The organism is Streptomyces sp. NBC_00989 (assembly GCF_045162655.1).
In the GTDB taxonomy this organism is placed as follows: Bacteria; Actinomycetota; Actinomycetes; order Streptomycetales; family Streptomycetaceae; genus Streptomyces.
In genome coordinates this window covers 5,837,604-5,860,603 of the sequence record NZ_CP108728.1, presented here as the reverse complement: position 1 = coordinate 5,860,603, position 23,000 = coordinate 5,837,604, and the positions used below count along the sequence as shown (strand labels likewise).

Here is a 23,000-nt window from a genome sequence, read left to right as displayed (position 1 = left end):
CTGACCGCATCAGGAAGGATCTTCACCAGCAATGGCCGACGAGAACACTCCCAGTACGCCTGAAGAGGGCGTCATCACCCAGCGCGTCGAGCCCGTCGGGCTCGAGACGGAGATGCAGCGCTCGTACCTCGACTACGCGATGTCCGTCATCGTGTCGCGAGCCCTGCCCGACGTCCGTGACGGCCTCAAGCCCGTCCACCGCCGCGTCCTGTACGCCATGTACGACGGCGGCTACCGGCCCGAGAAGGGCTTCTACAAGTGCGCCCGTGTCGTCGGCGACGTCATGGGCAACTACCACCCGCACGGCGACTCCTCGATCTACGACGCGCTGGTCCGCCTCGCGCAGCCGTGGTCGATGCGGATGCCGCTGGTGGACTCGAACGGCAACTTCGGCTCTCCGGGCAACGACCCCGCCGCCGCCATGCGCTACACCGAGTGCAAGCTGGCGCCGCTGTCCATGGAGATGGTCCGTGACATCGACGAGGAGACCGTCGACTTCACGGACAACTACGACGGCCGCTCCCAGGAGCCGACCGTCCTGCCGGCCCGCTTCCCGAACCTGCTGATCAACGGCTCGGCAGGCATCGCGGTCGGCATGGCCACCAACATCCCGCCGCACAACCTCCGTGAGGTCGCGGCGGGCGCCCAGTGGTGCCTGGAGAACCCCGAGGCCTCGCACGAGGAGCTGCTCGACGCGCTGATCGAGCGCATCAAGGGCCCCGACTTCCCGACCGGCGCGCTCGTCGTCGGCCGCAAGGGCATCGAGGAGGCGTACCGCACCGGGCGTGGCTCGATCACCATGCGCGCGGTCGTCGAGGTCGAGGAGATCCAGAACCGCCAGTGCCTGGTGGTCACCGAACTCCCCTACCAGACCAACCCCGACAACCTCGCGCAGAAGATCGCCGACCTGGTGAAGGACGGCAAGGTCGGCGGCATCGCGGACGTCCGTGACGAGACGTCGTCCCGTACCGGCCAGCGCCTCGTCATCGTCCTGAAGAGGGACGCGGTCGCCAAGGTCGTACTGAACAACCTCTACAAGCACACGGATCTGCAGTCCAACTTCAGCGCCAACATGCTGGCCCTGGTCGACGGTGTGCCGAGGACCCTCTCCCTGGACGCGTTCATCCGGCACTGGGTGGCGCACCAGATCGAGGTCATCGTCCGCCGGACGAAGTTCCGGCTGCGCAAGGCCGAGGAGCGGGCGCACATCCTGCGTGGCCTCCTGAAGGCCCTGGACGCCATCGACGAGGTCATCGCGCTGATCCGGCGCAGCGACACCGTCGACATCGCGCGCACGGGCCTGATGGCCCTCCTGGAGATCGACGAGATCCAGGCGAACGCCATCCTGGAGATGCAGCTCCGCCGACTGGCCGCCCTGGAGCGCCAGAAGATCATCCAGGAGCACGACGAACTCCAGGCGAAGATCACCGAGTACAACGCGATCCTCGCCTCCCCGGTCCGCCAACGCGGCATCGTCAGCGAGGAACTCGCCGCGATCGTCGAGAAGTTCGGCGACGACCGCAAGACGATGCTGGTGCCCTTCGACGGCGACATGTCCATCGAGGACCTCATCGCCGAAGAGGACATCGTCGTCACCATCTCGCGCGGCGGCTACGTCAAGCGCACCAAGGCGGACGACTACCGCTCGCAGAAGCGCGGCGGCAAGGGCGTTCGCGGCACGAAGCTCAAGGAAGACGACATCGTCGACCACTTCTTCGTGTCGACGACCCACCACTGGCTGCTGTTCTTCACCAACAAGGGCCGCGTCTACCGCGCGAAGGCGTACGAACTCCCCGACGCCGGCCGGGACGCGCGCGGGCAGCACGTCGCGAACCTGCTCGCCTTCCAGCCGGACGAGGCGATCGCCGAGATCCTCGCGATCCGCGACTACGAAGCGGCTCCCTACCTGGTCCTCGCGACCAAGGGAGGCTTGGTGAAGAAGACGCCTCTGAAGGATTACGATTCGCCCCGCTCCGGCGGTGTCATCGCGATCAACCTCCGTGAGACGGAGGACGGTTCCGACGACGAACTGATCGGCGCCGAACTCGTCTCGTCCGAGGACGATCTGCTGCTGATCAGCAAGAAGGCACAGTCGATCAGGTTCACGGCCACGGACGACGCACTACGCCCCATGGGGCGTGCGACCTCCGGTGTCAAGGGCATGAGTTTCCGCGAGAGCGACCAGCTTCTCTCGATGAATGTTGTTCGACCCGGTACGTTCGTGTTCACTGCCACAGACGGCGGGTACGCGAAGCGGACCGCCGTCGACGAGTACCGCGTCCAGGGTCGCGGCGGCCTGGGTATCAAGGCCGCCAAGATCGTCGAGGACCGCGGTTCTCTCGTCGGCGCGCTGGTGGTCGAGGAGACCGACGAGATCCTCGCCATCACGCTGTCCGGCGGTGTGATTCGTACGCGAGTCAACGAGGTCAGGGAGACGGGCCGTGACACCATGGGCGTCCAACTGATCAACCTGGGCAAGCGCGATGCCGTCGTCGGTATCGCTCGTAACGCCGAGGCGGGATCCGAGGCGGAGGAAGTCGTCGGCGACGAAGCCGTCGACGAGACCACCGAGGGTGTCGCGACCACCGGCACGGACGAGGGTGACGCACCCTCGGACGAGTAGCACGAGGAGAGAGTCATCGTGAGCGGAGCCACGGGCGCCGGATCGACCGGTACGGACACGGACGGCGGCGGCCGTGGCTCCGCCGCGAACGCGACAGATCCGCACACGACCCAACTGCGGGCGATCGACGTGAAGAAGGCGGACGCGCACGCGTCCGACACGCATGGATCCCAGGGGGGAACTGTGACGGACACCCGAGGTCCGCAGACCCAGCAGCAGTCGGCCGGTGCGGGCCCGGCCGCGCCCGGTGCCAAGGCTCCGGCCCAGGGCCAGGCGCCGGCCCAGCCCGCCCCGCCGGCCACGCCGCCCGCGGGGTCCCCGCTGCCGGGTTCGCCCCTGCCGGGGGAGCGTCAGCCGCAGCAGGCCGCGGGGCCGTACCACCCGCCGCAGGCCTACCCCACGCAGGCGCCCGCCGCCGCCCAGAGCGGTGCCGTACGGCGTCCTCGCACGGGCGCGCGTACCGCGCCGCGCACCCGTAAGGCGCGGCTGCGGGTGGCCAAGGCCGACCCGTGGTCGGTGATGAAGGTCAGCTTCCTGCTCTCCATCGCGCTGGGCATCTGCACGGTCGTGGCGTCCGCGGTGCTGTGGATGGTCATGGACGCGATGGGGGTCTTCTCGACGGTCGGCGGCACGATCTCGGAGGCGACCGGCTCGAACGAGTCGAACGGCTTCGACCTGCAGTCCTTCCTCTCCCTCCCGCACGTCCTGACGTTCTCGGGGATCATCGCGGTCATCGACGTCGTCCTGGCCACGGCCCTCGCGACGCTCGGCGCGTTCATCTACAACCTCTCCGCCGGCTTCGTCGGCGGCATCGAGCTGACGCTCGCCGAGGACGAGTAGGCAGGCGGACGACAGGACGGGCGAGAAGTCGGGTGAACGCGCGTTGAAACCCCTCCCGACGGTCCTGTGACTATCGATTTTGGGACTGCCCATGTCGTGCGCTAATCTTCAGGAGTCAGCGCGCGGGACACACTCCGCAAAGCGCGGCGGGGCTATAGCTCAGTTGGTTAGAGCGCATCCCTGATAAGGATGAGGCCACAGGTTCAAATCCTGTTAGCCCCACCAGCACGAAGACCCCCAACCGGTTGCGGTTGGGGGTTTTTGGCGTCCACGGGGAGGACGGTTCAGGCTCGGGGCGAAACTCGATTGCTGTGCCCCCGCAGCGGCCGGTGATACTCGCCCATGAGCAGATTCGCCGAGGTCGTCGTGTTGGCCAGGGACGCAGAAGACGTCATGAAACCGCTGACCGAGCGGGACGAAAGGCGCCCGTGGACGGGTGTGTTCGTCGACATCGGCCACGGCATGTTCGGCGGTTGGGCCATCGAGTTCGTGCGACGGAGCCGATGGGCCGGACTGCTGGGACACCTCGAGTCGCTGCCCTGGCCGTCGCCGCACACCGTTCAGGTACTGATCCACGATGAGGAGGACGACTGCTTTGGTCTGTGGATGATCCACGACGGCCGGCTTGTGGAAGTGCCCCTGCCGCGCACCCGGCGGGACTTCTGGACCAATCACTACACAGGGGTGGTCGATCCGGACTGCCCCGGGATTCTGGTCCGCACGGACGGGCCGTTCGGTGGGGCCGGGGAAGGATGAGCCGTGGGCACGCCAGAAGACCCCCGACCGTGATGGGCCAGGGGTTTTCGGGGTCCTTTGTGTTGTCTCTGGAGCTTTGTACGCAAGTTCGCCGCTGAGTCAGAGAGGGCGGACGGTCGGGCAGGTCGGGCAGATCGAGCAAGTCAGGTGAGGCCAGGCAGACTCGTGGGCCGGGGTGTCGGCGCGCAGGTCGGTGCTGAAGGGGCCCGGGGTGGTGCTGGAGGGACTGAGGTCAGCGCTGGAGCGGTGCCGCCGGCTCGGCGTGGTCCGGCTCGGTCGCGTCGGCCGTCTCCGTGGTCTCGTCCGTGTCCGTCGGCGGGCGGTGGCGGCAGCTGGGGGACTTGCCGTGGGCCTCGGCGCGGATGCGTTGCTTCATCGTGGGGGGCAGGGACCTGGTGAAGGTCCAGGGGGAGAGCGCCGGTGTCGTCGTCTGGGCGACCGCGCTGGTGTTGGCCGTCTCGGTCCGCGGAGTCGCGGCGGCGGCCGTCGCGGTGACCGTGATGAGTCCGAGCGCCGTGCACAGTGCCAGGAAGCCGGTGACGAAGGCGTTCCACAACTTCATGACCTTGATCTGGGCCATGGCCCCTCACTTTCAGGTTGGGCGATTTGCGTACTTTCCTCATGATGTGTATGGGGGTCGCGAAGTGGTGGACCGACGCCCATGGCGCGTCGATGTTCTGATGAACACCACTCGGATGGGTGCAAGAGGCCAGAAAACGGCTGAAGATGCGCGAAAGGAGGGCGAAGTAACCGTCCGTGGAGGTGTGATCACCCTCCGATCGGAGCGGTCGCGTCCGCTCCTACTGGGTTGTCCCGGGCGGGAGTTGGCCTCGGACGCAGGTCACCGATCGGTCTCGGTCGGTGTGTATAGTCGGGCGACAGAGGTCCCCCTACGTCAAAGAAAGACGAGGTCGCGCGGTGAAGAAGCTTCTCCTGGTCGCACTGGCTGCCATCGGCGGTCTCCTCGTGTACCGCCAGATCCAGGCGGATCGCGCCGAGCAGGACCTGTGGACGGAGGCGACCGACTCCGTGCCCACGGGTTCCTGAGTACCGAGATCCAGTTCTGAGCAAGCCCCGGCCGCCTGGCGGTCGGGGCTTTGTGTTGCGCTCCCACCCCTGTGCCGGTACGGCCGCCACGACCCGGGAGTTTCGGACGCTCGCTCGGATTGCCCGGATGCCACGCGCGCGTGCGGGGCAGGATGGGCCACGTCCGGAGCAACGACGAGGGGTGGCGCGTGATGGGGCGGCGTACGGCGTGGTGGCGGACGCGGGCAGAGGGCGGCCGTACGCCCGTCGCTGGGGCCGTACGACGTGTCCTGGTCCTCACCGCCGTGCTGTGCGCGACGGTCGCCCTCACGGGCCGGCCCGCCACGGCTGCCGGGTCAGCCGGCTCCTATGGCTACGACCAGAGCGACCGGGCCGTCGACGGAGCGACCGGCACCGCCGACGCCGTAGACCTGAAACCCGGTGGGACGTACCGGAGTTCCCTCTCGAAGGGGGCCAGTGTCTACTACGGCCTTGATCTCGATGACACGTCGAACGTCTACGTGTCCGTGACCGCCGTGCCCCCGGCGGGCACCACCGTCGCCGCCACCGACGGCATCAAGGTGTCGATGCGGAACTCCAAGGGCACCGGCTGCACGCACCGGAGCGCCACCTTCGGGGCCGGCCGGAGTCCTCACCCCGTGGCTGCGTGGGCCGTGCGGGAGGCGGGCAAGGCCCTGTGCAAGGGCGGCGGCAGGTACTACGTGCTCGTCGAGCGGGTCGACGCGTCGGACTCCTCGTCGGACACCTGGGGCCTGGAACTCACCGCGGTCTCCGAACCCTCGCTGGCACAGGTCGGCGCGACCGAGGCACCTCAGGAGTGGAACTCCGCGTCGCCCGAGGCCGTCACGGGGGAGGCCCGGCACCGCGCGGGCGGTTCCGGCTTCGCCGGGGCGGTCGCCGTCGGACAGGGCGCGTGGCGGGACGACATCGGGCCCGGCCGGACCCTCTTCTACAAGGTGCCGGTCGACTGGGGCCAACAGCTGTCCGTCACCGCCGAGTTGGGCGCTACGGACGGCGGCAGCGGCTATGTGAACCGCGCGCTGGACCTGGCGCTCTACAACCCCGTGCGCGCCTCCGTCGACGAGGCGGGCCTCGGTTACCGGGGCGGCGAGAGGTCGGTGGCGCTGGAGCCCCTGCCGCCCGTCGAGTACCGCAACCGCTACTCCGTCGTCGACCACGAGAACGGGATGCGCTTCGCCGGGTCGTACTACCTCGTCGTGCACCTCGACGCGGAACTGGCCGACGACTTCGGCCAGGGGCCGTTCCCGGTGACGTTGCGCGTGCGCGTCGCCGGTACGGAGCACGCCGGTCCCGGGTACGTGGACCGGCCCGAGCCCCGGAACGTCTTCGACGTCACCGCACAGGACCGCGCGGCGGCCGTGACGGGGCCGGGGAGCGTCGGGGGAGGCGGCGACGCCGCGATGAAGGTGCTCGCGGTCGCCGGGATCGGCGCGGGCACCGTGCTGCTGGCGACGCTCGGCGTGTGGACGGTGTCGGCCAGGCGCCGGGCTTCGACGGCCACGCCGTAGCCCCCGTCGGCCCCCGTTCCTCAGACGTGGGCAAGCGCCCAGAACCCCACCGCATAACAGGCCAGCGCGAGCAGCAGGACCGGGACGACCACCTTCGCGGGCGGCCCGGGACGGCGCCGTGCCCGCCTGCCGCGGTGCTGCGGAACCGGTGGCGCCGACGGTGGAACCTGCGGGACCTGAGCGGTGTATGAAGCAGTAGAGGGATCAGCACGCGGCTGGGGGGAGGACAGGACATGCGTGAGGTCGTGGGGGGAGGCGTACGAGGGGTGCATGGGCGGTTGGTACCGGCCGCCCTGGTGGGCCTGGTCCGCCTGTGCCTGGTCCGTCTGTTGTCCGTACGGGGCCTGCGGGGGCGGCAGATGGAAGCTGCCGGTGTCCGACATCGGGGACGGGGACGGCGGAGGGGAAGTCGGCGGAGCCGGAGTTGGGGTCGGTTGGGAGACGATGCCCTGTCGCGGATCCACGGGTACGGAGTCCGTGCCGGGCCAGGCCGAGTCGGGAGCCTCGCCGTTGACGCTCCCGACACCGCTGACACCGGCGCCCAGGTCGTTCTCGGGTTCGGGCGACCCGGCCGACGAGGGAGTCGTCGTCGACCCCGTGTCCACCCCGGATGCCCGCTTCAGCGGACCCGCGGGCGCGAACTCCGAAGGAAGCGGCCCGATCTGGTCGAAGATCTCGATCAACTCGTCGTCGGGGCCGGGCTCGGGCAACAGCTCCGCGGCCGCCGCGAGCGCCTTGCGCGCCCCCGTGGCCGTCCGGAAGCGGGCCTGCGGATCGGGCTGCAGCAGCATCGCCACGACCTGCCACAGCGGCTCGGGAATGCCCTTGGGCGCCCCCGGGGTCCCATGCTCCGCGAAGTACTGCACAAGCGCCTTGGCATCCGGCTTGGCCCCCTCCAGCAGATACAGGGCCACCAGTCCTACGGCGAACAGGTCGGCGGGGAAGTCCGGTTCGGCGCCCATCATCTGCTCGGGCGCGAGGTAACCCGGCGTCCCCACCACGAGGTTGGTCTCCGTCAGGCGTGCCTCGCCCAGCCGCATCGCGATGCCGAAGTCGGACAGGCGCAGGCGGGGACGGGCCGTGCCGGTGGCTTCGAGGAGCAGGTTGGCGGGCTTGATGTCACGGTGCACGACACCTTCCGCGTGCACCGCGGCGAGACCGGAGAGGAGCTGGTCGAGCAGCGTGCAGACGAACGCGGGGGGCAGGGGGCCGTAGTCCCCGATGAGATGGACGAGCGAACCGCCGGCCACCAGGTCCATGGTGAACAGGACCTTGTCGTCGTCGGCGGCCCAGCTGGCCGGTGCGAGCACATGGGGGTGGTCGATCCGCAGCGCCTGTTCCCGGACGAAGCGCAGCAGCGAGTGCGCGTCGCTCTGTTGCAGGACCTTGGCGGCCACATAGCGGCGACGCCGGTGGTCCCAGGCGCGCCAGACCGCGCCGACACCGCCGCGCCCGATCGGGTCGACCAGTTCGTACCGGCCGGCGAAGACCTCACCCATGGCTGTGCGTTGCTCCTCCCCCTTCGGCTACCCCCGTTGCTTCCCCCGAGACGAGCGATACGACTCCCCCTTGTGGCACTCCCTCTTGCGGCACTTGCCCGTGGCTGTTCCGCACGTGCTGCCGGTGAGTGACACGACCCCCTCGTGCCCCTCGCCGGCCACGTGCCCGGCTGCCGAACCCCCGATCGGCGGCCGGGCCGTGGGGCTCAGCTCTGGTGGGACTGGTAGTGCGCGACCGCGTCCGAGGTGCGGCCGGCGCCGTACACCCGGAGGAACTCTGCCAGTTCGGGGTGGGTCGGGGCGAGGGTGTCCGCCGCGTCGATGATGTCGCCCGCGGCGGCCACCGAGCGCAGCAGCGACTGGATCTCGCGGACCACCCGCTTGACCGTGGGCGCTCCCGAACTGCTCGTCGTGGTCGTGGTGTTGCTGAGCACCGAGCCCCCCTGGGACTTCTTGATCTCGTCCATGCGCTCGGTCGCCTCGGCCGCGCTCACGCTGCCGTCCGCGACCTGTCCCGCCAGGTCCTGCAGCAACTGCACCCGCTGGACCACCGCGGGATTGCCGATCTTCGCCCGCTGACCGCTCATCAGCTGGGACAACATCGGCGCGGACAGTCCCAACACCCCTGCCAGACGAGCCTGGTTGAGCCCAAGATCGTCGATGAGCTTACGGAAGAGCGCCCCCAAAGGCTCCCCGTACCAATTCCGCTGCAGCTCCCGCGCTCTGGCGGTGGCTTCCTGCTGTGCGGCGTCCATTGCGTCTCCCCATCGCTTCCCCAAAACCGCGGTTCGCTCTAGCGAACCACGCCGAGCATCTTACGGAGAGTGGTCGTTCACCGGGACCCCCAAGTTTTTGCGAGATACCCGGGGTGACCCGGTACGCTGGTCCCCGAAGCCCGCCGGTGTGTGGTTCTGCCGGTCGGACGCTTCTCTAGCGGGGCCTTAGCTCAGTTGGTAGAGCGCTGTCTTTGCATGGCAGATGTCAGGGGTTCGACTCCCCTAGGCTCCACATCCCGCACCGGCCGGTCGCCCTCAGTGGCGTCCGGCCGGTGTTTCTTTGTGCCCTTGAGGTGACGTGCGTCACGTATGGGGCGACTCTTCGTTGCAGTTGTTTGCGCAAATATCGGTACCGGATGGAGTCGGCGGGGTGTCCTACCCGTCGGCGGCATGATGTGCGGATGGTGTGCCCGCGTGTGCGGGAGGTGTGTGAGCTGGTGTGAATGCGGCCGTGTAATCAGGGGTGTGCGGTCCGTTAAGGGAGTCTGTGCGCTGCTTGTACACCTGGGGCGTTGCAAACGTCATCGCGGCAACTTGCGTAAATCAAGAAATCAGGACCTTCGCCTGGGCCCGGGACTGTTCCACGTGAAACATCGCCGTGGGGCAGGAGACCCTCAAGTCTCCTGCCCCACGGCGATGTTGAAAGTGCGTCGGACGTCAGCGCTGTTCGTCGTTCTCCGCGGCCTCGTCCTCGGCCTGCTTGGCCTCGACCTCGGGGTCGAGTACGGCCTGGGCGGTGCCGTCCACCGAGGTGAGTCGCCCCGACTCGGGCACCTCGGTCGCGACGGGCGGCTCGACCAGCCAGTCCGGGTTGGCCTGCTTGTCCCACCACTTCCAGGCGGCGAAAGCACCGCCCGCCAGGATGCCCAGAACGGCCAGCCCCTTCGCGAGCCGGCCGGCCCTCGCCCGCCGCTCGTGCTTGCGGACCAGCTTCTGGATCTCCTTGGGCGAGACCTGGCCGCGCAGCGCGGCGAACGCGGCCGCACCGCGTGCGGCGGCCTCGTCCTTGACCGGGCCTGCGGCGGCGACCGCCTGCTCGATCCTGGGCCGTGAGTACTCGGCGGCCTGCTGGGCAGCCTTGCGGGTACGGACGGCGGCCTCCTGGGCGGCCTGGTCGACCTTCGGCGGTACATGAGTGCGGGCCTGCTCCAGGCGCGGCACGACGTGGGCGTCGTACTGGACGCGGGCCTGGTCTGCGGCCAGCGATACCTTGGGCGCGAGTCGTACGCGAGCCTCATGGGCGTAGTACGAAGCCCTGTCCTTGGCCGTGTCGGCGTAGGGCGCCACCACTTCCGCGGCGTGCAGCACGCTGTCCTTCGCCGAACCGGTCGCGGAGCGCACGCTGTCGATGCGGGTCACGGGGTTCCTCCTCCTCGGTGGCGGTACGGTATTTCGTCTATCCACCCATTTACGGATCATGCATGCCAACGGACCACGGGGCATGTAGAGGGCGGGCATCCGGGTCACGATCACGTGCGATATCGGATGAATCCGGGGGAACGGGAGCTTGTCGTCGACAATGCCACGGATCCCCGCCCCATGCCCCTGTCCGGGACCCACTCGGCCGGTTTTCCGCAAGCGGATCCTGTGGAATTGCCCCGAGAGAAGGCCGTCGGCCGACGGGGCACGGCGAGCGTGCGAGGATCTGGGGGTCACAGGAAGACAACGGAAGGCAGATCGTGGCCGAGCAGCTCTACGCCACCCTGAAGACCAGCCTCGGCGACATCGAAGTCCGGCTTCTGCCGAACCACGCGCCCAAGACGGTCAAGAACTTCGTCGAGCTCGCCACCGGCGAGCGTGTGTGGACCAACCCCGAGACCGGGGTGAAGGCCGCGGCCAAGCTCTACGACGGCACTGTCTTCCACCGCGTGATCAGCGGCTTCATGATTCAGGGCGGGGACCCGCTGGGCAACGGCACGGGTGGCCCCGGATACCAGTTCGAGGACGAGTTCCACCCCGACCTGCGCTTCGACAAGCCCTACCTGCTGGCCATGGCCAACGCCGGGCCGGGCACCAACGGTTCGCAGTTCTTCGTCACCGTCTCCCCGACGGCCTGGCTGACCCGCAAGCACACCATCTTCGGTGAGATCACCGACGCGGCGAGCCAGAAGGTCGTGGACGCCATCGCGTCCACCAAGACCAACCCGCGTACCGACCGCCCGGACGAGGACGTCATCATCGAGTCGGTCGTCGTCGAGACCCGCTAGGACTTACCGCCGGGAACCAAACGCCCCGCTCGTCCGTAAGGATGGGCGGGGCGGTGCATTGCGTACGAAGGATTGAGGGGACCCCATGGACCAGGCGCCAGGCAGCCCGCAGGGCCCGGAGGAACAGCGGCCCCAGGATGCCCAGAGTCTGCCGGTCTGTTACCGGCACCCGGACCGTGAGACCGGCGTCCGCTGCACCCGCTGCGAGCGCCCGATCTGCCCCGAGTGCATGGTGAGCGCCTCCGTCGGGTTCCAGTGCCCCGAGTGCGTCCGCGGCGGCTCCGGTACGGGGCACACCCCGACCGCGGCCCAGCCCCGCACGATCGCCGGTGGCACGGTGGCGGCGGATCCGCGGCTCGTGACCAAGATCCTGATCGGTCTCTGCGTCGCCTTCTATCTGGTCCAGCTGACGGTGGGTGACCAGTTCACCGACCATCTCGACCTGGTCGGCAAGGTCTCGGACAACGGCTTCCCGCCGTACGACGGTGTCTCCGCGGGGCAGTGGTACCGGCTGCTGACCGCGATGTTCCTGCACGCCAGCCCGATCCACATCATCTTCAACATGATGAGCCTGTGGTGGATCGGCGGCCCCCTGGAGGCGGCCCTCGGCCGCGCTCGCTATCTCGCCCTGTACTTCGTCTCGGGCCTCGCGGGGAGTGCGCTCACCTATCTCCTCGGCGCTCCGAATCAGGCCTCGCTCGGTGCCTCCGGCGCGATCTTCGGGCTGTTCGGCGCGACCGCGGTTCTGATGCGCCGGCTCAGGTACGACATGCGCCCGGTCATCGCCCTGCTGGTGATCAACCTGATCTTCACCTTCGGCTGGGCGAACATCGCCTGGCAGGCCCACATCGGCGGCCTCGTCGCCGGTGTGATCACCGGGTACGCGATGGTGCACGCCCCGCGTGAGCGGCGGGCCCTGATCCAGTACGGGACGTGTGCCGTCGTACTCGTGATCGTCGTGGTGTTGACGCTGATCAGGACGGCTCAGCTCAGCTGATATCAAACCGTTGTCCACAGTGCGTGGCGGATCTTGTGCATACCGTGCGGGAACAGCTGTGCCCCCTGTCGCTGACCCGTGTTTATGCAGGTCAGGCAGGGGGCGAACAGGCTTGCGGTTGCCGGTGTGTCAGTCACACCAGCGTCAACACCCGGTGGGTTATCCACAGATCGTCGTTCTTTTTCCCCAGGCCTGCTGTGGATACTTCTCTGGCCTGTGGATAACTCAGCGGAAAGTCGTGGGCAGAGCTGCGTTCACCGGGTGGTGGCCGCAGCTTCGACCGCTGCTTGTGCCGCTACTTCCACTGTGTGGAGACGCCGAACCCGGCGGCGATGAAGCCGAAGCCCACCACGATGTTCCAGTTGTCCAGGCTGTCGATGGGCATGGAACCGTCGGTGACGTAGAAGACGACGATCCAGGCCAGCCCGATGACGAACATGGCCAGCATGACCGGCGCGACCCAGGCACGGCTGTTCAACTTGATGGCGGTCGCCGTCTTCGCCGGCGGCGGCGTGTAGTCGGCCTTCTTGCGGATACGTGACTTCGGCACGAGGGTCTCTCCTGTCGATGCGCTGCGTGGCCGCGCAGGGAACTGGGGCGGGCTCCGGGGCAGCGTACAAGGGGACACTGAGTGCTCCCCCGGGCGTCCGTTAGCGTAGTGCTTCCGCGGCGCCGAAGGAGATAAGGGTACGTTGAGCAATTCTGCCGACTCCCCCGGGACGGGTACCAGTCCCGCCCGTATCCGCCGTTTCCGTCCCATGCGGATTCTCACGGTGGCCGTCTTCGCCCTCGCGGGGCTCATCTTCTTCACCAGTTTCAACACGGCCAAGGGCACCAACATCCGTACGGACGCCTCCCTGCTGAAGCTGTCCGACCTGATCCAGGCCCGCAGCCAGAAGAACGGCCGGCTGAACGACGCCAACGGAGTCCTGCGCGACGAGGTCGACGCCCTCCGCAAGGAGGACGACACCAGCACGGGCGCCGACGACGAGAAGCTCACCAAGCTGGAGCGGACCGCGGGCGCGCAGCAGCTCAAGGGCAAGGCCGTCACCGTCACCCTGAACGACGCCCCGCCCAACGCCACCGCCAAGCTCCCCGGCTACCCCGAGCCGCAGCCCGACTACCTGGTCATCCACCAGCAGGACCTCCAGGCCGTGGTGAACGCCCTCTGGCAGGGCGGCGCCAAGGGCATCAAGGTCATGGACCAGCGGCTGATCTCGACCAGCGCCGTGCGCTGCGTGGGCAACACCCTGATCCTCCAGGGCCGGGTCTACTCACCGCCGTACAAGATCACGGCGGTCGGGGATCCGGGGAAGTTGCAGGCGGCGCTGACGGCGTCCAAGGCGATCCAGAACTACAAGGTGTACGTCGACGTCTACGGGCTCGGCTGGAAAGTGACCGACGACGGGACGGTGACTCTTCCCGGGTACTCGGGCACAGTGGATCTGCACTACGCGAAGCCAGTGGAGTAGAAGCCAGTGGAGTAAGCGGCCGTACGGGAGCTGCCGGTGCGCGTGATCGTCAGGAGCGTCAGCGAACTCTTCATCACCGTAGGCACCCTGATCGTCCTCTTCGTGGTCTACGTGCTGTTCTGGACCGGCGTGAAGGCCGACCGCACGATGAGCGACCAGATCGACCAGCTGCAGAACCAGTGGTCGCAGCAGACCGCGCACCCCAAGGCATCCCCCGCACCGGCGCCCGCCGCCTCGCCCGCTCCGGCGCGGCCGGCCGCGTACAAGGACGGCAAGCCCTTCGCGATCATGTACATCCCGCGGCTTGGTTTCACGTGGAACAAGCCCGTCCTTGAGGACACCGACGTGAGCACCCTCAAGAAGGGGCTCGGTCACTACGCGAACACCGCGCGGCTGGGGCAGGTCGGCAACTTCGCGGTGGCGGGGCACAGGCGGACGTACGGCGACCCCTTCGTGAACTTTCCGAAACTGCGTGCGGGTGACGCGGTGGTGCTGACGGACGGGACCACCTGGTTCACGTATCGGATCGACAAAGGGCCTTACAAAACCGTTCCCACCGACATTGAGGTGATCGATCCTGTGCCACGTAAGTCCGGGTACACGGCCTCGGGCCGCTATCTCACGCTGACCACGTGCGATCCGGAGTGGGGGCACAGCCACCGGCTGATCGTCTGGGCCCATCTCGACTCCACACAGCCTGTGGAGGCCGGGAGACCAGCCGCGCTGCGCCGTTAGTCTGGTGACGTACGGCGTGAGTCCGGTGCCGTGGCGCGACGGAAGGGACGGCATGTACGGCTGGATCTGGCGGCATCTGCCGGGGAACGCGTGGGTGAGGGCGTTGATTTCGCTCGTGCTGGCCCTGGCCGTGGTCTACATCCTGTTCCAGTACGTCTTCCCGTGGGCCGAACCGCTGCTGCCCTTCAACGATGTGACGGTGGACAACCAGTGAGCGCACGGATTCTCGTCGTCGACAACTACGACAGCTTCGTCTTCAACCTGGTCCAGTACCTGTACCAGCTGGGCGCCGAGTGCGAGGTGCTGCGCAACGACGAGGTGTCGACCACGCACGCCCAGGACGGCTTCGACGGCGTCCTCCTCTCGCCCGGCCCCGGCACCCCCGAGGAGGCCGGCGTCTGCATCGAGATGGTGCGGCACTGCGCCTCGACCGGCGTACCCGTCTTCGGCGTCTGCCTCGGCATGCAGTCGATGCAGGTGGCCTACGGCGGTGTCGTGGACCGCGCCCCCGAGCTGCTGCACGGCAAGACCTCGCTCGTCGAGCACGAGGGCAAGGGCGTCTTCGCCGGACTGCCCTCGCCCTTCACGGCGACCCGCTACCACTCGCTGGCGGCCGAGCCGGGTACGGTCCCGGCCGAGCTGGAAGTCACCGCCCGGACGCACGACGGCATCATCATGGGCCTGCGCCACCGCGAACTGCCCGTCGAGGGCGTCCAGTTCCACCCGGAGTCGGTGCTCACCGAGCACGGGCACCGGATGCTGGCCAACTGGCTGGTGGAGTGCGGCGACCAGGGTGCCGTGGCGAGGTCGGCGGGGCTCGCCCCGGTGGTGGGCAGGGCCACGGCGTGACCGCGCTGCGCCCCGAGCGCGAGTCCGAGGCCGCGTACGGGGAGCAGTCGTACGCGGAGCAGGGCGGGTTCGAGCAGTGGCACGGCGCGCAGGCGCAGGGTGCGCCCGGGGTGCCGTACGGTCCGATCGACGAAGAGACCGTGGCGCTGCGGATAGCGGACCTCTCGCCGGAGCGGACGGGCCACGGCCGGTCCATATCGGCGTCTGGCGCCCCATCCGCCCCCTCCGCCACAGGAACCCCGACGGGCGGGCGTGCGGCCCGGAGAAAGGCCGCCAAGGGGCGCCACGGGCGTCATGGGGCCGGCGGGGCGGCGGAGGAGACCACCGAGGTCTCGGAAACCCGTGCCGGCACGGGCCTCTCGCGGGTCGAGGCGCGGCGGCGGCAGCGGGCGAACAAGCCGGGTGCCGCGGTCGTCGCGAGCCGGGCGATCGGCGAGGTGTTCATCACCACCGGCGTGCTGATGCTGCTGTTCGTCACCTACCAGTTGTGGTGGACGAACGTACGGGCGCACGCGCAGGCCGGCAGCGAGGCGAGTCAGCTGCAGAACGACTGGGCGACCGGCAAGCGCGCTCCGGGAGAGTTCTCGCCGGGGCAGGGCTTCGCCATCCTGCACATCCCCAAGCTGGACGTGGTGGCGCCGATCGCCGAGGGCGTCAGCAACAAGAAGGTGCTCGACAAGGGGATGGTCGGGCACTACAGCGAGGGCTCCCTCAAGACCGCGATGCCGGACGCGAAGACCGGCAACTTCGCGCTCGCCGCGCACCGCAACACCCATGGCGAACCGTTCCGGTACATCAACCAGCTCAAGCCGGGCGACGAGGTCGTGGTGGAGACCCAGTCCACCTACTACGTCTACAAGATGACGAAGACGCTGCCCGTGACGGCGCCGAGCAACACCAGTGTCATCGACCCCATCCCCAAGGGCTCGGGCTTCACCAAGCCCGGCCGCTACATCACGCTGACGACCTGTACGCCGGAGTTCACCAGCAAGTACCGGCTGATCGTCTGGGGCAAGATGGTCGAGGAACGGCCGCGCAGCAAGGGCAAGCCGGATGCGCTCATCGAGTAAGGGCAGATGAACGTGGCAGCGACCACCGACGACACCGACGAGCAGACCGACACCCCCGCGCCCCCACCGGACCGCCCCCGCGGCACCGGCCCGGTCGCGACGGCGGTCAGCCTCTTCGGTGAACTCCTCATCACGGCGGGCCTGATCCTCGGCCTGTTCGTCGTCTACTCCCTGTGGTGGACGAACGTCGTCGCCGACCGCACGGCCGACAAACAGGGCGACAAGGTCCGGAACAACTGGTCCAAGGACAAGGACACCGGCCCCGGCGCACTCGACACCAAGGACGGCATCGGCTTCCTGCACGTGCCCGCCATGAAGAACGGCGAGGTGCTGGTCGAGAAGGGCACCGAGACGAGCGTCCTGAACGACGGCGTCGCCGGCTACTACACCGACCCGGTCAAGTCCGCCCTCCCCACCACCGGCAAGAACGGCAACTTCACCCTCGCCGCCCACCGCGACGGCCACGGCGCCAAGTTCCACAACATCGACAAGCTCAAGAAGGGCGACCCGATCGTCTTCGAGACGAAGGACGACTGGTACGTCTACAAGGTCTACGACATCCTTCCCGAGACCTCGAAGTACAACGTCAAGACCCTCGCCCAGATCCCCGCGGAGTCCGGCAAGAAGAAGGCCGGCCACTACATCACCCTGACGACCTGCACGCCGGTGTACACGTCCCGGTACCGGTATGTGGTGTGGGGCGAGCTGGTCCGCGTCGACAAGGTGGACAGCGCGCGGACACCGCCGAAGGAGCTTCGCTGACGGCAGGGTCGTAGCGCACCGCACGAACGAAAGAGCCCCGGCGCCCTTCTCAGGGTGCCGGGGCTCTGGCATTGGACCGAGGTCAGCAGTGCACAGGGCCGTACTGATTTCCGGCAACCACGCCGTTGTGCGTGCGAGAACCGGACACGAGAACGCAGTGGCCCCCTCCGGGGACTGTCACCGGCCCTGCGTAGGACGCGTAGCTTCCGACGTCGGCCTTGGTGATGATCGCCCCACCGACGCAGCTGCTGAGGGTGGTTCCCGAACACTCCGAAATGCTCGCCATGGTCGTCTCGGAGGTTCCGGAGCCGCCGGCGGCGGTGACCACCGTCACCGCGCAGTTCTTGTCTGTCGAAGAATCGAAGTACAGGTGGATCGTGGCGTACTGGGTTCCTCCCGAGGTCTTCACCGGGTAGGTGTCGATCTCCGATCCGGCACAGCCGTAGCCGGCGGCGCTCGCCGCGGGCGCGAACACAACGCCGGACGCGACGATGGCGGCGGTTGCCGCGAGTGCTCCGAGTACCTTGCGCATGATTCTCCTCCTGGTTGGGCTGTGATCGGCTGGAGACTATGCGGGAAAGATCATTTAGTGCCAGCGGTTTTTCGACCAACGTCTTTGAGCCGCAAGGGAGTTGGGCCGCATCGGTTGTCGACTGGGCCTGGTGGCGCCGGACGCGAAAGAGCCCCGGCACCCTTCTCAGGGTGCCGGGGCTCCGTCATGTCGTACCGGTGCCGCTATCCGGAGTTGCCCCCGAAGAAGCCACCACCGCCGTTGTTGCCGTTGTTGTTGCCGGTGCCCACGGTGGTGAGGGTGATCGTCGTGTTGCTCGGGTCGACCGCGTTGCCCGCGCCCGGGTCGATCCCGGTCACGATCGCGTTGTCGCTCTGATCGCTGCCGTCGGCGAACTGGATGTTGTTGAAGCCGTTCTCCTGCAGGATCTGCTTGGCGTTCTTCACTGTCTGGGTAACGACGTTCGGGACCTGGGTCTGGGAGACCTTGCCGATCTGGATGTTGACCGACGAGTTCTTGTCGACCTGCGTCCCGGCCGACGGCGTGGTCGCGACGACCTTGCCGTTCAGGTTCGTGTCGGTGGTCGCCACCTCGGTGCAGTTGCCGACGAGGTTGTTCTGCTGCATCTGCGCCTTGGCGTCGTCACAGCTCTTGCCGCTGACGTCCGGGACCGTGGACTTCTCCTCGGCCTTCGCGACGGTCAGGGTGATCGTGGTGCCCTTCTGGACCTCCGTGCCGAGGACGGGGTCCTGCTCCAGGACCGTGCCGGGGTCCTCGCCGGACACCTTCTCCTTCTTCTCCACCTTGAACTGGTACTTGTCGCCGGAGAGCGTCTCGGAGGCGTCGTCGAAGCTCTGGCCGACGACACTCGGTACGACGACCTTCGGGGCGCCGGTCGAGACGACCAGGTTGATGGTGTCGCCCTTGTTGACGTCGGTGTTCGCCTTCGGGTCCTGCGAGCAGACGCTGCCCTTCGGCGCGTTCTCGCAGGCCTTGCGGGTGGGCTCCGCCAGCTTCAGACCGGAGTTGACGGCCATGGTCTGCGCGCTGGCGTAGGTCTGGCCGACGAAGTTCGGGGCCGCGAACGGTTTGTCCGCGCCGCCGTTCCCGCTGAACGCCCACTTCCCGATCAGGATCGCGCCCACCAGCACCAGGACCGCCGCCACGACCAGCAGGATCGTCGACGTGTTCGTCTTCTTCTTCTGCTGGCGGCGCCGGTCGGGGCGGTCGTCGTAGCCGAAGCCGCCGTCGTCCGGGTTCATGGGGGGCAGCATCGTCGTGGCGCCGGCGTCGGAGCGCAGGGCCGTCGTCGGCTGGTCGTCGCCGTAGCCGCCGTAGCCGACCGAACCCATCGCCGCCGTCGCCGCGACCGGCTGGCCGTCGAGGCAGGCCTCGATGTCGATGCGCATGTCGTCGGCCGACTGGTAGCGGTAGTTGGGGTCCTTGACCAGGGCCCGCAGGACGATCGCGTCCATCTCGGGCGTGATCTCGGGGTCGAAGACGGACGGGGGCTGCGGCTCCTCCCGCACATGCTGGTACGCGACCGCGACCGGGGAGTCGCCCACGAACGGCGGCCGTACGGTCAGGAGTTCGTAGAGGAGGCAGCCCGTCGAGTAGAGGTCCGAGCGGGCGTCGACCTGTTCGCCCTTCGCCTGCTCCGGGGAGAGGTACTGGGCGGTGCCGATCACCGCGGACGTCTGGGTCATCGTCATGCCGGAGTCGCCCATGGCGCGGGCGATGCCGAAGTCCATCACCTTGACCTGGCCGGTGCGCGTCAGCATGACGTTGGCCGGCTTGATGTCGCGGTGGACGATGCCGTTGCGGTGCGAGTACTCCAGGGCCTGGAGGATGCCGATGGTCATCTCCATCGAGCGCTCCGGCAGCAGCTTGCGGCCGCTGTGGAGCAGCTCACGGAGCGTCGAACCGTCGACGTACTCCATGACGATGTACGGGATCGAGACCCCGTCGACGTAGTCCTCGCCCGTGTCGTAGACCGCGACGATCGCGGGATGGTTGAGCGAGGCGGCCGACTGGGCCTCCCGGCGGAACCGGGCCTGGAAGGAAGGGTCGCGCGCAAGGTCGACGCGCAGCGTCTTCACCGCCACCGTGCGGCCGAGGCGTGTGTCATGGGCGAGGTAGACCTCCGCCATGCCACCACGGCCGAGCACCTGGCCCAGCTCGTACCGGCCGCCGAGGCGACGCGGCTCTTCCATAGTTCCCTACCAGCCCTCTCCGTCGGTCCCGACCCGCACGGATGTGCGGTCGGAGGCTAGCCGTCCGGGCCTACCGTACCCGGCTGGCTTTGTGTGACCTGGCCAAGCCCGTCACCCGATACAGGACCGGTATCGCAACGTGCACCGATGTGAAGGGGACGTGAGCGGAGTCACTTCTTGCTGTCGATGACCGCCTCCATGACACTCTTCGCGATCGGGGCCGCGAGACCGCCGCCGGAGATGTCGTCACGGTTGGCGCTGGAGTCCTCGATGACCACGGCCACGGCGACCGGCGAACTGCCGTCGGGGAGCTTGGCGTACGAGACGAACCAGGCGTACGGGTTCTCGCTGTTGGCGACACCGTGCTGCGCGGTGCCGGTCTTGCCGCCGACGGTGACGCCGCTGATCTTCGCGTTCGTGCCGGTGCCCTTGTCGACGACCGTCTCCATCATCGACTGAAGGACCTGCGCGTTCTTCGAGGAGAGCGGCTGGCTCAACTCCTCCGGCTCGGTCTGCGCGATGGTGTCGAGGTTCGACGACTGGAGCTTGTCGACCATGTACGGCTTCATCAGCTTGCCGTCGTTGGCGACCGCGGAGGCGACCATCGCCATCTGGAGCGGGGTCGCGGCGGTGTTGTACTGGCCGATCGAGGACAGCGCGGTCTGCGAGGAGTTCATCTTGTCGGAGAAGACCGAGGCGCTGGAGCGGATCGGCGTGAACTGCTCGGAGTCGAAGCCGAACTCCTTGGCCTCGGCCAGCATCTTGTCGTTGCCGAGGTCCGAGCCGATCTTGCCGAAGACCGTGTTGCAGGAGTACTGCAGCGCGACGCGCATGGTCGCGTTCTTGCAGGGGATGTTGCCCTCGTTCTTCAGCTCGGTCGTGGTGCCCTTCATGATGTAGGGCAGCGGCGAGTCGGTCGCCGAGTCGGCGGACGAGTACAGGTTGTTCTCCAGGGCTGCGGCCGCGGTGACCACCTTGAAGGTGGAGCCCGGCGGGTAGGTCTCGCGCAGCGCCCGGTTGAGCATCGGGTCGTCCGGGTCGTACTTCTTCTGGAGCTTCTGCCAGGCCTTGGAGTCCGTGGTGGTGGAGTTCCCGGCGAACGACGACGGGTCGTACGACGGGTAGGACGCCAGCGCCAGGATCTTGCCGGTGGACGGGTCGAGGGCGACGACCGCGCCCTTGCCGCCCTGCTTCGTCAGACCCTTCCACGCGGCCTTCTGCGCGGCCTCGTTGAGGGTGGTGACGACGTTGCCGCCCGACTTCGCCTTGCCCGTGATCATGTCGAGGGTGTTGCGGAAGAAGAGCCGGTCGTCGGTGCCGGAGAGGATGCCGTCCTCGATGGACTCCAGCTGGTTGGCGCCGAAGGCCTGCGAGGCGTATCCGGTGACCGGCGCCCACATCGCGCCGTTCTTGTAGGTGCGCTTGTACTTCAGGTCGTTCAGCCCGGAGGTGCTGGTCTCGGTGGAACCGGTGATCGGGTCGCCGTCGACGATGATGTCGCCGCGTGGGGTCGCGTAACGGGCGATCGTGACACGGCGGTTGTTGTCGTCGTCCTTGAGGCTGTCGGCCTTGACGTACTGGAGCCAGTTGTCGCGCAGCAACAGCGTGAGGACCAGGAGGCCGCAGAAGAGCGCGATCCGGCGCAGGGGCTTGTTCATGACGGGCGGACCACCTGGGTCATCTCGGCGTCGGGGCTGGGGGCCGGCGCGGGGGCCGGGCGGCGGGCGGTGTCGCTGATGCGGATCAGGATGCCGATGAGGGCCCAGTTGGCGATGACGGAGGAACCGCCGTACGCCACGAAGGGCATCGTCATACCGGTCAGCGGGATCAGGCCCATCACGCCGCCCGCGACGACGAAGACCTGGAGGGCCATGCCGCCGGAGAGGCCGACGGCGAGGAGCTTGCCGAACGGGTCACGGGCGGCGAGGGCGGTGCGGACACCGCGCTCCACGATCAGGCCGTACAGGAGCAGGATCGCCATGACGCCGGCGAGGCCCAGTTCCTCGCCGAAGGTGGCGAGGATGAAGTCGGAGTTGGCGGCGAACCGGATGAGGTCCGAGTGGCCCTGGCCGAGACCGGTGCCGAGCGTGCCGCCCGAGCCGAAGGCCCACAGGGCCTCCATCGACTGCGCGGAGTGCCCGGCGACGGTCTTGCTGAGCGTGTACTCCTTCATCGGGTTGAGCCAGGCCTGGACGCGCTGCTGGACGTGCGATTCGAAGCTGGCCACGCCGACCGCGCCGGCCGCGGACATCAGCAGACCGAAGACGATCCAGCTGGTCCGCTCGGTGGCGACGTACAGCATGATGATGAACATTCCGAAGAACAGCAGCGACGTTCCGAGGTCGGTCTCGAAGACCAGGATCAGGATCGAGATGAACCAGACGACCAGGATCGGGCCGAGGTCGCGGCCGCGGGGCAGGTACAGGCCCATGAAGCGGCGGCTGGCCAGGGCGAGCGCGTCGCGCTTCACCATCAGGTAGCCGGCGAAGAAGATCGCGAGGACGATCTTCGCGAACTCACCGGGCTGGATGGAGAATCCGCCGACCGAGATCCAGATCTTCGCGCCGTAGATGTTGGCGCCGAGGCCCGGCACCAGCGGCAGCAGCAGCAGGACGAGCGCGCCGACCATGGAGATGTACGTGTAGCGCTGGAGGGCGCGGTGGTCCTTGAGGAAGATCAGGACGACGGCGAACAGTCCGATGCCCATCGCGGTGTACAGCAGCTGGCGCGGCGCCGCGTTGCCCGCCTGGTTGATGGACTGGAGCAGCTTCGACTGGTCGAGCCGCCAGATGATGACGAGTCCCATGCCGTTCAGCAGCGTCGCCAACGGCAGCAGCAGCGGGTCCGCGTACGGCGCGAACTTGCGTACGGCCAGGTGTGCGACGCCGGCCAGCAGGCCGAGGCCCAGGCCGTAACTCAGCAGCCCGGACGGCACCTGGTCGTTGATGGCCAGGCCCACGTTGGCGTAGGCGAACACCGGGATGACGACCGCGAACACCAGGAGCGCCAGCTCGGTGTTGCGCCGGCTCGGTGCGCCGATGGAGCCGATCGTGGACGTGTGGTGCGACGGCGTGTTGGTAGAACTGCTCATCGTGTGACGGGGCCTCTCACGGC

General features: G+C 68.0%; 22 protein-coding genes and 2 tRNA genes. 15 read left to right on the top strand and 9 right to left on the bottom strand.

The features are described 5' to 3' along the window. The first annotated feature begins 31 nt into the window (after nt 1-31). The 4 genes from gyrA (at nt 32) to OG714_RS25845 (ending at nt 4,219) form a co-directional block, all read left to right on the top strand. Nucleotides 32-2,623: a DNA gyrase subunit A gene (gene gyrA / locus OG714_RS25860; RefSeq protein ID WP_406124446.1), complete on the top strand. Its 2,592-nt coding sequence runs from the start codon at nt 32-34 to the stop codon at nt 2,621-2,623. Nucleotides 2,624-2,641: 18 nt separating this feature from the next. Continuing rightward, nucleotides 2,642-3,463: a DUF3566 domain-containing protein gene (locus OG714_RS25855; protein ID WP_406124444.1), complete on the top strand. Its 822-nt coding sequence runs from the start codon at nt 2,642-2,644 to the stop codon at nt 3,461-3,463. A 148-nt stretch (nt 3,464-3,611) separates the two neighbouring features. Then, nucleotides 3,612-3,688: transfer RNA gene (locus OG714_RS25850), tRNA-Ile, on the top strand. A gap of 117 nt (nt 3,689-3,805) precedes the next feature. Next, nucleotides 3,806-4,219: a hypothetical protein gene (locus OG714_RS25845; RefSeq protein ID WP_406124442.1), complete on the top strand. Its 414-nt coding sequence runs from the start codon at nt 3,806-3,808 to the stop codon at nt 4,217-4,219. A gap of 232 nt (nt 4,220-4,451) precedes the next feature. Here the strand turns inward: OG714_RS25845 and OG714_RS25840 are convergent, their stop codons facing one another. Beyond that, nucleotides 4,452-4,799 (bottom strand): DUF6344 domain-containing protein, encoded by a 348-nt coding sequence (locus tag OG714_RS25840; RefSeq protein WP_406124440.1) that lies wholly within the window; start codon nt 4,797-4,799, stop codon nt 4,452-4,454. 338 nt (nt 4,800-5,137) lie between these two features. Between OG714_RS25840 and OG714_RS25835 the strand changes: the two genes are divergently transcribed. Both OG714_RS25835 and OG714_RS25830 read left to right on the top strand, forming a co-directional pair. Continuing rightward, on the top strand, nt 5,138-5,266 hold the full coding sequence (locus OG714_RS25835; protein WP_003999697.1) for a DLW-39 family protein: 129 nt from the start codon (nt 5,138-5,140) through the stop codon (nt 5,264-5,266). A 152-nt stretch (nt 5,267-5,418) separates the two neighbouring features. Then, complete coding sequence (locus tag OG714_RS25830; protein WP_406124438.1) at nt 5,419-6,795, top strand: hypothetical protein; 1,377 nt, start codon at nt 5,419-5,421, stop codon at nt 6,793-6,795. Nucleotides 6,796-6,815: 20 nt separating this feature from the next. Here the strand turns inward: OG714_RS25830 and OG714_RS25825 are convergent, their stop codons facing one another. Next, a complete protein-coding gene (locus tag OG714_RS25825; protein WP_406124437.1) occupies nt 6,816-8,294 on the bottom strand; it encodes a protein kinase domain-containing protein in 1,479 nt (492 codons plus the stop codon). Nucleotides 8,295-8,500: 206 nt separating this feature from the next. Next, nucleotides 8,501-9,049: a DNA-binding protein gene (locus tag OG714_RS25820; protein WP_019055167.1), complete on the bottom strand. Its 549-nt coding sequence runs from the start codon at nt 9,047-9,049 to the stop codon at nt 8,501-8,503. 180 nt (nt 9,050-9,229) lie between these two features. On the opposite strand from OG714_RS25820, the gene OG714_RS25815 reads away from it, so the two are divergent. Then, nucleotides 9,230-9,302, top strand: a tRNA-Ala gene (locus OG714_RS25815). Nucleotides 9,303-9,727: 425 nt separating this feature from the next. Here the strand turns inward: OG714_RS25815 and OG714_RS25810 are convergent. Beyond that, a complete protein-coding gene (locus tag OG714_RS25810) occupies nt 9,728-10,429 on the bottom strand; it encodes a DUF5324 family protein (protein WP_406124435.1) in 702 nt (233 codons plus the stop codon). A 320-nt stretch (nt 10,430-10,749) separates the two neighbouring features. On the opposite strand from OG714_RS25810, the gene OG714_RS25805 reads away from it, so the two are divergent. Beyond that, a complete protein-coding gene (locus tag OG714_RS25805; protein WP_406124434.1) occupies nt 10,750-11,277 on the top strand; it encodes a peptidylprolyl isomerase in 528 nt (175 codons plus the stop codon). Nucleotides 11,278-11,362: 85 nt separating this feature from the next. Further along, nucleotides 11,363-12,274: a rhomboid family intramembrane serine protease gene (locus tag OG714_RS25800; RefSeq protein ID WP_406124432.1), complete on the top strand. Its 912-nt coding sequence runs from the start codon at nt 11,363-11,365 to the stop codon at nt 12,272-12,274. Between the two features lie 295 nt (nt 12,275-12,569). On the opposite strand, the gene crgA is transcribed toward OG714_RS25800, so the two are convergent. Then, on the bottom strand, nt 12,570-12,824 hold the full coding sequence (gene crgA, locus OG714_RS25795) for a cell division protein CrgA (RefSeq protein WP_019073554.1): 255 nt from the start codon (nt 12,822-12,824) through the stop codon (nt 12,570-12,572). Nucleotides 12,825-12,966: 142 nt separating this feature from the next. Here crgA and OG714_RS25790 point away from each other — a divergent pair, with 142 nt between their 5' ends. Genes OG714_RS25790 through OG714_RS25765 form a run of 6 tightly spaced genes read left to right on the top strand, consistent with a single transcriptional unit; the run spans nt 12,967 to nt 17,162 of the window. Then, the gene (locus OG714_RS25790; RefSeq protein WP_406124430.1) at nt 12,967-13,746 is read left to right on the top strand and encodes a DUF881 domain-containing protein; all 780 of its coding nucleotides are present in this window, start codon (nt 12,967-12,969) and stop codon (nt 13,744-13,746) included. Nucleotides 13,747-13,782: 36 nt separating this feature from the next. After that, complete coding sequence (locus OG714_RS25785) at nt 13,783-14,481, top strand: class E sortase (protein WP_406124428.1); 699 nt, start codon at nt 13,783-13,785, stop codon at nt 14,479-14,481. Nucleotides 14,482-14,485: 4 nt separating this feature from the next. Beyond that, nucleotides 14,486-14,695 carry a hypothetical protein gene (locus tag OG714_RS25780; protein WP_200676935.1) on the top strand — a complete coding sequence of 70 codons (210 nt, stop codon included), beginning with the start codon at nt 14,486-14,488 and terminating at the stop codon, nt 14,693-14,695. Then, nucleotides 14,692-15,330, top strand: coding sequence for an aminodeoxychorismate/anthranilate synthase component II (locus OG714_RS25775; protein ID WP_406124426.1), 639 nt, complete (start codon nt 14,692-14,694; stop codon nt 15,328-15,330). Before OG714_RS25780 ends, OG714_RS25775 begins: the two co-directional genes overlap by 4 nt. Beyond that, nucleotides 15,327-16,400, top strand: a complete 1,074-nt coding sequence (locus tag OG714_RS25770) for a class E sortase (protein ID WP_406124424.1) — start codon at nt 15,327-15,329, stop codon at nt 16,398-16,400. Before OG714_RS25775 ends, OG714_RS25770 begins: the two co-directional genes overlap by 4 nt. A 6-nt stretch (nt 16,401-16,406) precedes the next feature. After that, a complete protein-coding gene (locus OG714_RS25765) occupies nt 16,407-17,162 on the top strand; it encodes a class E sortase (protein ID WP_406124422.1) in 756 nt (251 codons plus the stop codon). An 82-nt stretch (nt 17,163-17,244) separates the two neighbouring features. Here the strand turns inward: OG714_RS25765 and OG714_RS25760 are convergent, their stop codons facing one another. The 4 genes from OG714_RS25760 to OG714_RS25745 form a co-directional block, all read right to left on the bottom strand. Then, the gene (locus tag OG714_RS25760) at nt 17,245-17,694 is read right to left on the bottom strand and encodes a hypothetical protein (protein WP_406124421.1); all 450 of its coding nucleotides are present in this window, start codon (nt 17,692-17,694) and stop codon (nt 17,245-17,247) included. A gap of 203 nt (nt 17,695-17,897) precedes the next feature. After that, entirely contained in the window at nt 17,898-19,886 is a 1,989-nt protein-coding gene (gene pknB / locus OG714_RS25755) for a Stk1 family PASTA domain-containing Ser/Thr kinase (RefSeq protein ID WP_406124420.1), read from the bottom strand. 170 nt (nt 19,887-20,056) lie between these two features. Next, complete coding sequence (locus tag OG714_RS25750) at nt 20,057-21,544, bottom strand: peptidoglycan D,D-transpeptidase FtsI family protein (RefSeq protein WP_406124418.1); 1,488 nt, start codon at nt 21,542-21,544, stop codon at nt 20,057-20,059. After that, nucleotides 21,541-22,977, bottom strand: coding sequence for an FtsW/RodA/SpoVE family cell cycle protein (locus OG714_RS25745; protein ID WP_406124416.1), 1,437 nt, complete (start codon nt 22,975-22,977; stop codon nt 21,541-21,543). Before OG714_RS25745 ends, OG714_RS25750 begins: the two co-directional genes overlap by 4 nt. Nucleotides 22,978-23,000 lie beyond the last annotated feature (23 nt).

Bases quoted from the DNA above. Each gene is read 5' to 3' on its own strand.
- gyrA (WP_406124446.1), top strand. From the start codon at position 32: ATGGCCGACGAGAACACTCCCAGTACGCCTGAAGAGGGCGTCATCACC.
- OG714_RS25845 (WP_406124442.1), top strand. From the start codon at position 3,806: ATGAGCAGATTCGCCGAGGTCGTCGTGTTGGCCAGGGACGCAGAAGAC.
- OG714_RS25840 (WP_406124440.1), bottom strand. From the start codon at position 4,799: ATGGCCCAGATCAAGGTCATGAAGTTGTGGAACGCCTTCGTCACCGGC.
- OG714_RS25830 (WP_406124438.1), top strand. From the start codon at position 5,419: ATGGGCCACGTCCGGAGCAACGACGAGGGGTGGCGCGTGATGGGGCGG.
- OG714_RS25825 (WP_406124437.1), bottom strand. From the start codon at position 8,294: ATGGGTGAGGTCTTCGCCGGCCGGTACGAACTGGTCGACCCGATCGGG.
- OG714_RS25820 (WP_019055167.1), bottom strand. From the start codon at position 9,049: ATGGACGCCGCACAGCAGGAAGCCACCGCCAGAGCGCGGGAGCTGCAG.
- OG714_RS25800 (WP_406124432.1), top strand. From the start codon at position 11,363: ATGGACCAGGCGCCAGGCAGCCCGCAGGGCCCGGAGGAACAGCGGCCC.
- OG714_RS25765 (WP_406124422.1), top strand. From the start codon at position 16,407: ATGAACGTGGCAGCGACCACCGACGACACCGACGAGCAGACCGACACC.
- OG714_RS25760 (WP_406124421.1), bottom strand. From the start codon at position 17,694: ATGCGCAAGGTACTCGGAGCACTCGCGGCAACCGCCGCCATCGTCGCG.
- pknB (WP_406124420.1), bottom strand. From the start codon at position 19,886: ATGGAAGAGCCGCGTCGCCTCGGCGGCCGGTACGAGCTGGGCCAGGTG.
- OG714_RS25750 (WP_406124418.1), bottom strand. From the start codon at position 21,544: ATGAACAAGCCCCTGCGCCGGATCGCGCTCTTCTGCGGCCTCCTGGTC.
- OG714_RS25745 (WP_406124416.1), bottom strand. From the start codon at position 22,977: ATGAGCAGTTCTACCAACACGCCGTCGCACCACACGTCCACGATCGGC.